This is a genomic window from Streptomyces brasiliensis, from assembly GCF_014647875.1.
Taxonomy (GTDB): Bacteria; Actinomycetota; Actinomycetes; order Streptomycetales; family Streptomycetaceae; genus Streptomyces; species Streptomyces brasiliensis.
On record NZ_BMQA01000005.1, the window covers coordinates 51,847 to 64,820 of the forward strand.

Here is a 12,974-nt window from a genome sequence, read left to right on the forward strand (position 1 = left end):
ACCAAAATCGGTGTCCACAGGAAGCTCAACCTGCCCCGATTTGGCAGGTGTTGTGCGAAGACGTATCCAGGCCGGCCACACAAACGCTGTTCTCCGGTCACAGAGGCGTGGTTACAGTGCTGAGGTAGTCACGCAGTGAAGTCGTCCCGGCGCACTGGAGTAACGCCAGTGGGCCCACGGATGTGAAGAGCGGGGAGCTGCGCGTGCCCACTGCCATCGCCGTGACCAGTGCCGACATGGCGCTGCCGACGCAGGACGAACGGACCATGCCCGCCGTCGTCCTGCGGGACCTCGACAAGCGGCCGCTCGAGCATGCCCTGGCCGAACTCCACGCGCTCATCGAGCAGTACGGCCATGTGATCGTCGTCAGTTCAACGGCCGTCCCGGCGGCCGTGACACGGCGGCTGCACACGCTCCGCTCGCTCCTGGAGAGCGACCGCATCGCCCTGTTCCGGCCCGACCTGCCACCCCTCGGCGTCGCCGTCCTGGCCCGCCAGCTCAGACAGCTCGCCTCCTGCGACATCGGTCCGGGTGTGCTCGCCTCCGCGGGCCGGCTGCTCACCCACTACATCCATGCCGGTGCCGTCCTCGCCTCGGTCGCCAAGCTGGACCGCGTCCCCGTCTCGCTCAAGGCGCACGCCAAGTCCTGGGTGCCCGGCAGCCAGTTCGCGGTGATCGCCCACCCCGGACCCCAGCTCGTGCGCGTCGGCCCGGAGGCCGCCCTGACCGGGCCCGAGTTCGGCACCTGGATGCTCGTCGCCAAGGGGCAGCTGCAGTCCGAGTGGACCGGCACGCTCGCCAAGTCCTGGAACGTGCGCGGGCTGCGCGAGGCCCCACTGCCCGCCGAGTCCGCGCTCTGGTGGGGTACGGGCCGGATCGTCGAGTTCTGCGCCCATCTCGCCGACCTCTCGGTCCTCTACCAACTGGTCACCTCCGTACGGCAGACCGTCTGTCACTGGTGCGGCATCGACGTCATCGGCGACCGCTGCGTCTTCTGCTCCGCGACCCCGCCCGCCCCCGAGCCGCCCGCCCCACGAGCCCTGGAACGACGGACGCCCGCCTGACCCGCCCCCAGCACCGCTCCCGGACCACTTCCGCTCGACCGATTCCCCCAATGAGGTTGCACGGTTCATGAACTCCCGTCAGCGCCGCGGCGTGATACTCCTGATCCTGGCGGTCGTCTGCGCGCTCGGCGCGTTCGCCGGCGTGCTCTCCGTCATCGACGACGTGAAGTCCAAGGTCGGCCCCGAGACCACCGCGTACCGGCTCCGCTCGAACGTGGCGCCGTACACCCCCCTGGACACCGACCAGTTCGAGAAGATCGAGATGCCCAGGCGCTGGCTGTCGGCCACCGCGGTCACCAGCCTGCGCGGCATCGAGGGCAAGATCGCCGTGACCACCCTGCGCAAGGGCTCCCTGCTGCAGACCGACATGGTCGTCGACCAGCCCGCGCTCAAGCCGGGCGAGCAGGAGGTCGCGATCATGATCGACGCGGCCACCGGGGTCGCCGGCAAGATCACCCCGGGCTCGCGGGTCAACGTCTACGCCACCTTCGAGGGCAAACAGCAAAGCGCCCCCGACCAGTCGAAGATCATCGTGACCAACGCCCGGGTCCTCGACGTCGGCAAGCTCACCTCCCTGGAGCCCGACGACAGGAACCAGCGGCCCACCGACGCCGTCCCGATCACCTTCGCGCTGTCCACCATCGACGCCCAGCGCATCACGTACGCCGAGTCGTTCGCCCAGCGCGTCCGGCTCGCGCTGGTGGCACCCGGCAGCCAGACCACCGTCCCGGACAAGGACCGCACGTACGAACTCGCGACGGACAAGTGAGAGGCGGCCCGCATGCCCACCAGGATCCTCCCCGCCGTCGGTGACGCGGACGCGGCCCGCTCCCTCATCAGCCTGCTGAGCCAGCTGCCGGACGCCGAGCCCGTGCCCCCGGTGACCGACTCCACGCAGCTGATCGACACCCTCGCCCGTCTGGCCGCCGAGTCCGTCGACGAACTGCCCGAGGTCCTCGTCGTCCACGAACGGATCGGCCCGGTACCGGCGCTCGAGCTGATCCGCGAGGTCGCCCTGCGCTTCCCGGCCGTCGGCGTCGTCCTCGTCACCACCGACACCAGCCCCGGCCTGTTCGCCGCGGCCATGGACTCCGGCGCCCGCGGCCTGGTCGGCCTGCCGCTCGGCTACGACGAACTCGCCGGCCGCGTCCAGGCCGTGGCCCAGTGGTCCAAGGGCGTACGGCGCCATCTCGGCCACGGCGCCGACCTGTTCGGCGGGGCCGGCGGCACCGTCGTCACCGTCAGCGGCGCCAAGGGCGGTGTCGGCGCCACCCTCGCCGCCATCCAGCTCGCCCTCGCCGCCCAGGCGTCCGGCCGCAGCACCGCCCTGGTCGACCTGGACCTGCAGACCGGCGACGTCGCCTCCTACCTGGACATCCAGTTCCGCCGCTCCGTCGTCGACCTCGCCGCCATCACCGACCTCTCCCCGCGGGTCCTCGCCGACGCGGTCTTCCGCCACGACACCGGGCTCGCCCTGCTGCTCGCCCCCGGCGAGGGCGAACGCGGCGAGGAGGTCACCGACCGCGCCGCCCGGCAGATCCTCGGCGCCCTGCGCTCGCGCTACGAGGTCGTCGTGGTCGACTGCGGCGCCCAGCTCAGCGGCGCCGGCGCCACCGCCGTCGAGACGGCCGACACCGCACTGCTGCTGACCACCCCGGACGTGGTCGCCGTACGCGGCGCCAAACGCACGGTGCGCATGTGGGACCGGCTGCAGATCCGCAAGGCCGAGGAGACCACCGTCGTCGTCAACCGCCACACCCGCGGCACCGAGATCCAGCCCCAGCTGATCCAGCGCATCACCGGCACCGCCCTGGCCGGTACGGCGATCCCCGCCAACTTCAAGGAACTCCAGGGCGTCGTGGACGCCGGACGTGTTCATGAGCTGGACCACCGCAGCACGGTCAGACAGGCCCTGTGGGCGCTCGCCGGCGAACTCGGCCTGGTGCGTGCCCAGGAGGGGAACCACCGCGCCGGACGCGGCGGGAGAGGCCTGCGGCGGCGGAAGGAGTGAGCGGATGCAACCCCTGAGACGGCCGGAGGGCGACGCGGGACAGGTCAGCGTCGAGTTCCTCGGCATGACCCCGCTCATCCTGCTCACGCTGGTGCTGCTGTGGCAGTGCGTGCTCGTGGGGTACACCTACACGCTCGCGGGGAACGCTGCGGACGAGGCCGTACGCGCGGGCACCGCCGTACCGCCCGGGCAACGGCAGGGCGCCTGCGAGCAGGCCGGGATGAGGCACCTGTCGGGGGCATGGAGGGGGGACGCGACGGTGACCTGCGGCGGAACGGGCTATGTGACGGCCGAGGTGACCCTCAAGGTCCCCGTCCTCTTCCCCGGCACGATCGCCTTCCCGTTCACCGTGCACGGCCACGCGGGCGCGGTCGAGGAGGCGAAGGACTGAGATGCCGTACGACCGCCGACGCCGCGACCGTCGTGATTCCGGACAAGTCGCCCTCGAATACCTCGGGTTCGTCCCGATCCTGGTCCTCGTCGCGCTGGCCGGGGTGCAGCTCGGGCTGATCGCCTACACCGGCCAGCAGGCCGGTACGGCGGCCAGGGCGGGCGCGCGGGCCGCCTCGCTCCAGCAGAGCGCCGGGGCGGGATGCCGGGCGGCCGTCAGCGGCTGGCTGGCCGACGGCACCAGCTGCCCGGCGGCGTTCGGCGGCGAGGAGGTCACCGTCACCGCCACCGTCCACATCCCGTCGGTCGTCCCCGGCTGGGACTTCGGGGACGCCCGCAAGACCGCCACGATGCCGCTGGACCACTGACCGATGCCGCTCGACCACCGGCCGATGCCGCTGGACAACTGACCGTCGCCGCTGGACCACCGACCGAGGAGGACGCGAGACATGAGCCTGCGGGCACGCATCAACTCCCCCGAGGAGCACGGCAGCCGGGGCGAGGACGGCCATCTGGTCGCCTCCTACCGGGCCAAGCTCCTGGAGGAGATCGACCTCGCGGAGATGAGCTCGCTGGCGCCCGCCGAACGCCGGGCACGGCTCGAGCGGGTGCTCGGACACCTCATCAGCCGCGAGGGACCGGTCCTGTCGACGGTCGAGCGCGCGCAGCTGATCCGCCGGGTGGTCGACGAGGCACTGGGGCTGGGCATCCTGGAACCCTTGCTCGAGGACGCGTCCATCACCGAGATCATGGTCAACGGCGCGGACGCGATCTTCGTGGAGCGCTCCGGCCGGGTCGAGCAACTGCCCGTCCGCTTCGCGTCGCAGGACCAGCTGATGCAGACGATCGAGCGGATCGTGTCGACCGTCAACCGCCGCGTGGACGAGTCGAACCCGATGGTCGACGCCCGCCTCCCCTCCGGCGAACGCGTCAACGTCATCATCCCGCCGCTCTCCCTGACCGGCCCCATCCTCACCATCCGCCGCTTCCCGCGCTCCTTCACCCTCCAGGAACTCATCGGCTTCGGTTCGCTCGACGAGCACATGGTGCTCCTGCTGGCCGGCCTGGTGCAGGCGAAGTTCAACATCATCGTCTCCGGCGCCACGGGCACCGGGAAGACGACCTTGCTGAACGCCCTGTCCGGACTCATCCCGGCCCACGAGCGCATCATCACCATCGAGGACTCCGCCGAACTCCAGCTCCAGCAGTCGCACGTGGTCCGCCTGGAGTCCCGCCCGCCGAACGTCGAGGGCAAGGGCCAGGTCACCATCCGCGACCTGGTGCGCAACTCCCTGCGCATGCGCCCCGACCGCATCGTGGTCGGCGAGGTCCGCGGCGGCGAGTCCCTGGACATGCTCCAGGCGATGTCGACGGGCCACGACGGCTCCCTCGCGACGGTCCACGCGAACAGCGCGGAGGACGCGCTGACCCGTCTCCAGACCCTGGCCTCGATGTCCGACGTCGAGGTGCCCTTCGTCGCGCTGCACGACCAGATCAACAGCGCCGTGGACGTCATCGTCCAGCTCACCCGCTTCGCCGACGGCGCCCGCCGCATCACCGAGATCGCCCTGCTCGACAGCCACGGCGGTGAGCCGTACCGGCTGGCGACCGTGGCCCGCTTCCACGCCGAGCCCATGACCGCCGACGGCCGCGTCCACGGCACCTTCGGCTACCACCCCCTCCCGCGCCGCACCGCCGACCGCCTCTACATGGCGAGCCAGCCCCTGCCCCAGGCCTTCGGCGTCGCCCAGTACGCGGACCAGCTCGCCACCCGAGAAGCCAGGTAGGTAGGTCACGCTATGGAACTCCACACCCTCGTCACCCTCACCACCGGCGGCACCCTGCTGACCTGCGTCCTGGCCGTCGCCGGCGTGCACACCTACGCGGCCGGCCGGGCCCAGCGGGCGGAACTCGTCGAGCGGTTGTCGTACGCCGGTCAGGTGTCCGTCACCGGCCGCCGGCGCCGCTTCCGCAACCTGGACCGACGGCTGCGCGGCACCCGGCCGGGCCGCCGCCTGGAACTGCGGCTCGCCGCGACCGGCCTGGACGTCACCCCGGGCGAGTTCTTCGTCTACATGCTCACGACGGTCGTGGCCCTCTGGCTGATCGGCCAGGCCGCCCTGGCTCCCTTCTTCGGCCCGATCGCCGGCCTGCTGGGCATCTGGGCGGCCTGGCAGTTCCTCAACTGGCAACGCCAGAAACGCATCGAGCGCTTCATCAACCAACTCCCCGAACTGGCCCGCATCCTGGCCAACGCCACCCAGGCCGGCCTCGCCCTGCGCACCGCGATCGGCATGGCGGCGGACGAGCTGGAGGCGCCTGCGGGCGAGGAACTGGCCAAGGTGGCCGACCAGTTGTCCCTGGGTCTGTCGATGGACGACGCGCTGGGTGAACTCGCCGCCCGCCTCCCCTCCCGCGAACTGGTCGTACTCGTCACGACCCTGATCCTCTCCAACCGGGCGGGTGGCCAGGTGGTGAGCGCCCTGCGCAACCTCACCGAGACGCTGGAGGAACGCAAGGAGACCCGGCGCGAGATCCGCACACAGCTGTCCCAGGTGACGATGACGTCGTACGCCGTCCCCGTCCTCGGCGTCGGCGCGCTGTTCCTGATGAACGGGGTGAAGGACGGCGCCCTGGACCGTATGACCGGCTCACCGGTCGGCCAGGCCTGCGTGGTGATCGCGTTCGTGCTGTACGCCGTGGGCTTCGTCCTCATCCGCCGCATGAGCCGGATCGACGTCTGAGGGGCTGCACGGGCATGGAACTCCTTCTGGCACTGCTCATGGCACTGGCCGTCTGGGGCGCGTTCGCCGGGATCCGCATGTACCGGGCGGACGCGAAACTCCCTGACGACCTGGCGCTGGCCCTGGAGATCGGCGCCACGCGCACCGGCGCCGCGCACTCCCTGATCGACCGCATGGGTATGCGTTACGCCCCTGCCGTCCTGCGCCTGATGGGCCCCAAACAGGTCGCCAAGTACCGCCGCAGGATCGACCTCGCGGGCAACCCCGGCGGCCTGACCATCGACCGCTACGCGGCCCGCCGTGCGGTGTACGGCGCGCTGGGCGCGGTGGGCTTCCTGGTCTTCCTCCTCCGGGGCCAGTGGTTCGTGGCCGTCCTCCTCCTGGCCTTCGGCGCGTTCTGGACGGAGGTCGGGCTCTGGTCGGCGATCCGGATCCGAAAGGACGTGATCGAACGGACCCTGCCCGACTTCCTGGACGTCCTGGCGGTGGTGGTGAGCGCCGGCCTGGGCTTCCGGCAGGCGCTGGACCGGGTCGCGTCGCGCTACGAGGGGCCGTGGGCCGACGAACTCCGCATCACGCTCCGCCAGATGGACCTCGGCATGAGCCGCCGCCAGGCCTTCGCGGAACTGCGCCGCCGCAACGACTCCGAGCAGGTCGCGATGTTCGTGACGGCGCTGCAACAGGGCGAGGAACTGGGCGCGCCGATCGTCGACACCCTGGTCGCCCTGGCCAAGGACATGCGCCGCACGGACGCCCAGAACGCCCGCCGCAAGGCCGCGCGCGCGGTCCCCAAGGCCACCTTGATGATCACTACGTTCATGGTCCCGGCCACGATGCTGTTGCTGGGCGCGGGCCTGCTGCTCGGCTCCGGGGTGGACTTCGGGTCCATCACGGGGAAGTAGGCGGGGTGGGGAGGGGGTGATGCGGGTGAGTACGGCTGGGGCTCGGGCGGGCGTGCGGTGGTGTGGGATGCGGTGGCACCGGATGGGGTGGCGCGGAATGCGGGGGCGTGGTTCGTGGGGGCGTGCCGAGCCTTCGGACGCCGGCGAGCAGACGGGCGGTGCGGAGTCGTCGGTCGTCCTGGAGCCGGAGATCGCCGGCGAGCTGCCCGCGGCCGTCGAGCCGGAGGGCGCTGCCGAGCCGGCGGTCGCCGTCGGTGGAGGTGCCGTACCCGGGGCGTCGACCGCCGTCTCATCCTCCTCCCCTTCCGCACCGCCCCCCGTTCCCGACCCCGAGAAGATTCAGATCCGGGCACTTCAAGCCATGTGCCGGCAAGTCTTCGGGTTCCGGCTGGCCATGATCGCCCTCGCCGCGCCCGCCGCCCTGGTCAACGCCGCCCCCGGTCTCGGCGTACGCCTGGTCGGCGTGGCCGTCGTGGTCACCTTCATGGTGTCGTACGTCCTGTTCCGCGACTGGGAACGCTTCGGCCCCCTCCTCCTGCGCCACCCCAGCCTTCTGGCCGCGGACACCCTCATCGGCTCGCTCCTGCTGGTTTCGGCGGGACCGGACACCACCCTCGCCTACGTCAGCGTCTGCACGCCCCTCCTCGCCGGCCTCGTCTACAGCTGGCGCGGAGCGGCGTTCTTCGCCTCGCTCCAGTCCCTGATCCTGCTCGTCGTCCACACCACCCTGAAGAAGACCACCGGCGACGATCTGGCCGAGTCCCTCCTGCTGCCCGGTCTGTGCGTCATCGCCGGCGCCATGGGCTCGACGCTGCGCAACCTGATGCTCCGCTTCGGCGCTGCCACCCGCGCCCTGACGACGGTCCAGGCCCGGCTGGCCGTCACCGAGGCGGTGAACGCCGAACGCGCCCGTCTGGCACGGGAGATGCACGACTCCGTGGCCAAGACCCTGTACGGCGTCGCGATGGCCGCCGACGGTCTGGCGGCGTCGGCAGCCGCGGGCGCCGACCTGGACCCGGCCCTGATCGAACGGCAGGCGGACCTGGTCGCCCGCTCGGCCCGCAGAGCGGCGACCGAGGCCCGCGACCTCCTCACCGACCTGCGTCAGGAGAGCGATCCGACACGCGGCACGGACATCGCCCCCGAACTGGCGGTCCGCACGAAGGACTTCAGCGCCCGCACGGGCCTGCCCGCCGCCTACCACGCCACGGGCGACGCCCCGCTCCCGCCCCTCCCGCCGGCGGTGGCCCGTCAACTCCTCTCCATCACCGCGGAGGCGATGGAGAACGCTCACCGCCACGCGGCCGCCACCCGCGTGGACGTACGGGCGGGAGGCCACGGCGACCTGCTCCGCCTCAGCGTCACCGACGACGGCGAGGGCCTGCCCCCGGGCACCACCCTCGAACACCTCCGCCGCACGGGCCACTTCGGCCTGGTCGGCATGACCGAGCGCGCCGCGTCGGTGGGCGCGCGCCTCACCATCGGAAAGGGCGCTGACGGCGCGGGTACGGCCGTACTGCTGGAACTGCCCCTGGAGGCACTGACCCCCCATCGCCCGCACCCGCCCGGCACCCCCCACGAAGCATGAGAGGAGGCACCCCCATGCCCCCGACCCCCGCGACCTCACCGAACCCCTTCGGGCATGTCCCACCGTCCACCCCCTCGACCCCGCTCAGGATCGTGGTCGCCGACGACAACCCGGTGGTCCGCGCAGGCCTCACGGCCCTCCTCTCCGGCCGCGAGGACATCACGGTGGTGGCGGAGGCGGCGGACGGCCGCGAGGCGTACGACGCGGCGGCCGCCCTCCGTCCCGACGTGATCCTCCTCGACGTCCGTATGCCCGGGGTCGACGGCATCTCGGCGCTCCCGCATCTGGTACGGCTGGCCCCGGTCATGATGCTCACCTACAGCCACGAGCCGGAGGTCGTGCACGAGACGGTCCGGCTCGGGGCGGACGGCTATCTGGTCCACGGCGAGTTCACGGTCGAGCAACTGGTCACGGCCGTACGGGACATCAAGGAGGGCCGCCCGCACTTCACGCCGACGGCGGCGGGCGCACTGATGGAGCTGGCGCGATCGCGAATGCACGCAACTGCACACGGTGTATCCGAACTGCCCACTGGTACCGGTGCTGTTTCTCCACAGCACCTTTCGCGAATGCAATTCGATGTGGGACGGTCGTTGAGGTCACGGTTCCAACTCAGCACGAGGGAGGCGGAGATCATGGACCTCATTGCGTCCGGGATGAACAACCAGCAGATCGCCGCCGCGTGCTTCATCAGCGAGAAGACGGTCAAGAACCACATCAACCACATCTTCGCCAAGCTCCACACGACGACCCGCTCACAGGCCACGGCGAAGTGGCTGGGGGTGGCGTGAGATGGCGGCGCGGGGGAGGGGGTGGGCCCGGGAATGGGTCCTCGGGCCCTCTGGGACATGGGGCTGTGCGCCGTACGGTTTGCTGATCGGAAGCGAACCTGGAGGCGAACAGCATGAGCAACTGGTTCCACACCACAGTCGCGTACCTGCAGGCCCGCGTTGTCCGCAACGACAGGGGACAGACCGCAGTGGAGTACCTCGGCATCATCGCGGTGGTCGTGGCCATCGTGCTGGCGATCACGGGTACGAGCATCGGTCAGTCCATCTACGACGCCATCACGGCGAAGATCGCGGAGGTCACCGGCGGCTGACACTCCGCCGTACGTACCGCGACGCAGGGCAGGCCTTCCCCGTTTACATCACGGTGGTGGCGGGTCTGCTCTTTCTCGCGTTCGCCTACCTTGCGGTCGGCCAGGCCGCGGTGAACCGGAACGGCGCACAGACGGCTGCCGACGCGGCCGCACTCGCGGCGGCGCAGAAGTCCCGTGACCAACTGGCCGACGCATGGGTGCGGGACGTGCTCGACCCGACCAAGTGGCGGGACATCTTCGACGGCATCGGGGCCGACAACTCCTGCTGGCGCGCGGGCCAACTCGCTGCCCGGAACGACGCGCGGCTGAACGGCTGCGACCCGGGGGTGCTGGAGTACACCGTCGACGTCACGACCAACAAGTCCGTCGGGGACTCGATCGTCCCCGGCACGGAGAATGTGAGGTCGACGGCGTCGGCGAAGGCCGTGATCGAGCCCCTCTGCACGTTCGAACTCCCCGGTGAGGGCGCCGGAGGCGACACCCTGCCCGAGCTCACCTGCAAGGACCGGGACTGGCAGCTGGCCCCGGACGATCTCACCGATCTCCCGGGGCCCGAGGATCTCTTCGATGTCCACCTGGCCGAGTGACATGGGAACGACGAGTGATGAAGGAAGCGGAGCGATGAGCATTCGGTTCACTGCGAAGGCCCGCAGGGGGTTGGTCGCCCTGACAGTGGCGACCGGTCTGGCCCTCGGGGTGGCCGGCTGCGGCGGCGGTGGCGGTGACGACAAGAAGCCGGACGCCTCGGCGTCGGCCTCCAAGGCGGACGGGTCCGACCCGAGCGCGCAGGAGGGACAGTCCGACACGCCCCTGGCCGAACTCAAAGGCTCGGACGGCCTGCTCCTCCAGATCACCTCCGCACAACGTGACTCCGGTGGCTTCGTCACCGTGAACGCCACGCTGAACAACGACGGGGACCACAGTGTCGTCGTCCCGTCCGCCCTGAGCGGCAACGAGACGGAGATCGTACGCAACGGCAGGTCGCTGGGCGGTGCCACCCTGGTCGATCCCCAGGGCAAGAAGCGCTACTACGTCTTGCGTGACACCGAAGGCCGTCCCCTCACCACCACCGGCTTCTCGACGCTGAAGGCCGGCGACAGCCTGCCGGTGTTCATGCAGTTCCCGGCACCGCCGTCGGGCACGGCCGAAGTGGACTTCCAGCTGCCGACGTTCGCGGCCGCCCCGATCAAGATCTCCGGGTGAGGCCCCGTGAAGACGACACTCCGCCTCACCCTCACCACGGCCACCCTCCTCCTGGCAACCACCCTCCAAGGCACCCCGGCCGCCCAAGCCGACGACAGCACCCCCAGCGTTCCCCCGGGCACCGAAGCCTCCCCCTCCGCCCCGGTGGACATCGACCCCACCGACCCCGATCTGAAACTCCCCGAGGGCGCCACCCTCGCCCAGCCCAAGGTGCTGGACATCAAGTCGGTCGTCGAGGACCAGAGCGGGGACGAGCGCCGTGAGGACACCAACGCGGACGTGAAGTTCGCGCTCCAGGCGGAGGTGCTGTTCGGCAAGGACAGCGCGAAGCTGAGCGCCGAGGCGAAGGCCCGGATCGACGCGATCGCCGAGGAGATCGGAAAGCAGAACGCCACCCAGGTACGCGTCTTCGGCTTCACGGACAACCTCGGCACGTCAGCCCACGGCGACGTCCTGTCCCGCAGGCGCGCCAACGCCGTACAGGCCGTCCTGGACGCGGACCTGAACTCCCCCGACATCACCTTCGAGGTACGGGGCTACGGCGAGCAGTACCCGATCGCGGACAACTCGACGGAGGCCGGCCGCAAGAAGAACCGCCGCGTGGAGGTCTCGTTCCCCCGCTCGGACGGCTGAGGATCACCCCACCTCGACCGACACCCGAACCCCCACCTCCACGCCCCACCCCGCCAGGGCACCGGCCTCCGCCTCCAGCACGTGCCGTGAGCGCAGGCGCGGGAGGCCCAGGCGGCCCGGTTGCATCGTGCGGACGGCGACGACGGTGAGCCGGCGGTCGAGGTACGCGACGTCGATGGGTATGCGCATGCCGAAGGTGTGTACGGAGCCGGCGGGGGAGAGGAGCATGGCTCCCTCGATGCCATCACGGCCCAACAACCCCTTCGTACGGGCACGATAGGAGACCGCGAACTCCAGGGGGACCGTCACCGTGCCCACCGTGAGCGTCCCTCGCCCGTCCCGCCAACGCGCCATGCCCACCCCCCCTCACCGCACCGGTACTCCCGTCCTCATCACCTTTACCAGGAAGGCTCCATGACTCACCTCGGCGTCGTATTCCGTCCCCAACTCCCTCCCGAGCGGCTCCGGACCCTCGCCCGACTCGCGGACGACACCGGGCTCGAGGAGCTGTGGCTGTGGGAGGACTGTTTCCTGGAGGGCGGGATCTCGGCCGCCTCCGCCGCGCTCGCCTGGACCGAGCGCGTGCGCATCGGCGTCGGCCTGCTGCCCGTGCCGCTGCGGAACGTCGCCGTCACGGCCATGGAGACCGCGACGCTGCACCGGCTGTTCCCGGGCCGGGTGATGGTCGGTGTCGGGCACGGGGTGCAGGACTGGATGGGACAGGTCGGCGCACGCGCCGAGTCCCCGCTGACCCTGCTCCGGGAGCATCTCGACGCCCTGCGCGCCCTGTTGAGCGGAGAGCGGCTCACCGTGGACGGCCGGTACGTCAAGCTCGACGGCGTGGCACTCGACTGGCCGCCGCAGGAGCCTGTGGCGGTGTTCGCCGGCGCCACCGGGCCCCGGACGCTGCGGCTGTCCGGTGAGGCCGCCGACGGCACGATCCTCACCGCGTCCACGTCAGCGGACGGCGTCCGCAGGGCGCGGCGGCTCATCGACGAGGGGCGTGACACGGCGGGGCGCAGCGGGTCGCACCAGGTCGTCGTCTACCTGCTCACCGCCACCGGGCCCGACGCCGCCCCGCGCCTGCGGGCCGAACTCGCTGCCGAGGGAGTGGAGTCCGTCCCGGACCTCGGCGCCGCCGGGGACGCCGGAGCCATCGCCAAGGCCGTCCAACGCCTCGCCGACGCCGGCGCGGACTCGGTGGTCCTCCAGCCGACGGCCGACGAGCCTGACCCCGAGGGATTCCTCCGCTTCGCGGCACAGGAGGTCCGGCCCCTGGTGCCGTAGCACCGGTCTGCGCCGGTCAGGAGGCACTGTCAGTCCTCCCTGCCAGACTC

Annotated in this window: 16 protein-coding genes; 15 read left to right on the forward strand and 1 reads right to left on the reverse strand. The window is 71.1% G+C overall.

What is annotated here, in order from left to right; all coding sequences use genetic code 11:
• The first annotated feature begins 182 nt into the window (after positions 1 to 182).
• The 14 genes from IEZ19_RS09635 (at position 183) to IEZ19_RS09700 (ending at position 11,637) form a co-directional block, all read left to right on the forward strand.
• Entirely contained in the window at positions 183 to 1,064 is an 882-nt protein-coding gene (locus tag IEZ19_RS09635; protein ID WP_189310690.1) for a hypothetical protein, read from the forward strand.
• Between the two features lie 67 nt (positions 1,065 to 1,131).
• Positions 1,132 to 1,833, forward strand: coding sequence for a Flp pilus assembly protein CpaB (cpaB, locus tag IEZ19_RS09640; protein WP_189310691.1), 702 nt, complete (start codon positions 1,132 to 1,134; stop codon positions 1,831 to 1,833).
• Positions 1,834 to 1,845: 12 nt separating this feature from the next.
• A complete protein-coding gene (locus tag IEZ19_RS09645) occupies positions 1,846 to 3,075 on the forward strand; it encodes a CpaE/TadZ family protein (RefSeq protein ID WP_189310692.1) in 1,230 nt (409 codons plus the stop codon).
• Positions 3,076 to 3,079: 4 nt separating this feature from the next.
• A complete protein-coding gene (locus IEZ19_RS09650) occupies positions 3,080 to 3,466 on the forward strand; it encodes a TadE/TadG family type IV pilus assembly protein (protein ID WP_189310693.1) in 387 nt (128 codons plus the stop codon).
• 1 nt (position 3,467) lies between these two features.
• A complete protein-coding gene (locus tag IEZ19_RS09655) occupies positions 3,468 to 3,833 on the forward strand; it encodes a TadE/TadG family type IV pilus assembly protein (protein ID WP_189310694.1) in 366 nt (121 codons plus the stop codon).
• An 81-nt stretch (positions 3,834 to 3,914) separates the two neighbouring features.
• Complete coding sequence (locus tag IEZ19_RS09660; RefSeq protein ID WP_189310695.1) at positions 3,915 to 5,252, forward strand: TadA family conjugal transfer-associated ATPase; 1,338 nt, start codon at positions 3,915 to 3,917, stop codon at positions 5,250 to 5,252.
• A 12-nt stretch (positions 5,253 to 5,264) separates the two neighbouring features.
• Positions 5,265 to 6,209, forward strand: a complete 945-nt coding sequence (locus IEZ19_RS09665; protein WP_189310696.1) for a type II secretion system F family protein — start codon at positions 5,265 to 5,267, stop codon at positions 6,207 to 6,209.
• Positions 6,210 to 6,223: 14 nt separating this feature from the next.
• The gene (locus IEZ19_RS09670; protein ID WP_189310697.1) at positions 6,224 to 7,111 is read left to right on the forward strand and encodes a DUF5936 domain-containing protein; all 888 of its coding nucleotides are present in this window, start codon (positions 6,224 to 6,226) and stop codon (positions 7,109 to 7,111) included.
• A gap of 97 nt (positions 7,112 to 7,208) precedes the next feature.
• A complete protein-coding gene (locus IEZ19_RS09675; RefSeq protein ID WP_308428942.1) occupies positions 7,209 to 8,699 on the forward strand; it encodes a sensor histidine kinase in 1,491 nt (496 codons plus the stop codon).
• Between the two features lie 14 nt (positions 8,700 to 8,713).
• Complete coding sequence (locus tag IEZ19_RS09680; RefSeq protein WP_189310698.1) at positions 8,714 to 9,490, forward strand: response regulator; 777 nt, start codon at positions 8,714 to 8,716, stop codon at positions 9,488 to 9,490.
• 113 nt (positions 9,491 to 9,603) lie between these two features.
• Positions 9,604 to 9,801 (forward strand): Flp family type IVb pilin, encoded by a 198-nt coding sequence (locus IEZ19_RS09685; protein WP_189310699.1) that lies wholly within the window; start codon positions 9,604 to 9,606, stop codon positions 9,799 to 9,801.
• Complete coding sequence (locus IEZ19_RS09690; RefSeq protein ID WP_189310949.1) at positions 9,798 to 10,388, forward strand: pilus assembly protein TadG-related protein; 591 nt, start codon at positions 9,798 to 9,800, stop codon at positions 10,386 to 10,388. The genes IEZ19_RS09685 and IEZ19_RS09690 overlap by 4 nt, the downstream gene beginning before the upstream one ends.
• A 34-nt stretch (positions 10,389 to 10,422) precedes the next feature.
• Positions 10,423 to 11,004, forward strand: a complete 582-nt coding sequence (locus tag IEZ19_RS09695; RefSeq protein WP_189310700.1) for a hypothetical protein — start codon at positions 10,423 to 10,425, stop codon at positions 11,002 to 11,004.
• A 6-nt stretch (positions 11,005 to 11,010) separates the two neighbouring features.
• A complete protein-coding gene (locus tag IEZ19_RS09700) occupies positions 11,011 to 11,637 on the forward strand; it encodes an OmpA family protein (protein ID WP_189310701.1) in 627 nt (208 codons plus the stop codon).
• Positions 11,638 to 11,640: 3 nt separating this feature from the next.
• Here IEZ19_RS09700 and IEZ19_RS09705 read toward each other — a convergent pair whose 3' ends face one another.
• Positions 11,641 to 11,991 carry a DUF192 domain-containing protein gene (locus IEZ19_RS09705; RefSeq protein ID WP_189310702.1) on the reverse strand — a complete coding sequence of 117 codons (351 nt, stop codon included), beginning with the start codon at positions 11,989 to 11,991 and terminating at the stop codon, positions 11,641 to 11,643.
• Positions 11,992 to 12,051: 60 nt separating this feature from the next.
• On the opposite strand from IEZ19_RS09705, the gene IEZ19_RS09710 reads away from it, so the two are divergent.
• A complete protein-coding gene (locus tag IEZ19_RS09710; protein WP_189310703.1) occupies positions 12,052 to 12,924 on the forward strand; it encodes an LLM class flavin-dependent oxidoreductase in 873 nt (290 codons plus the stop codon).
• Positions 12,925 to 12,974: the final 50 nt, after the last annotated feature.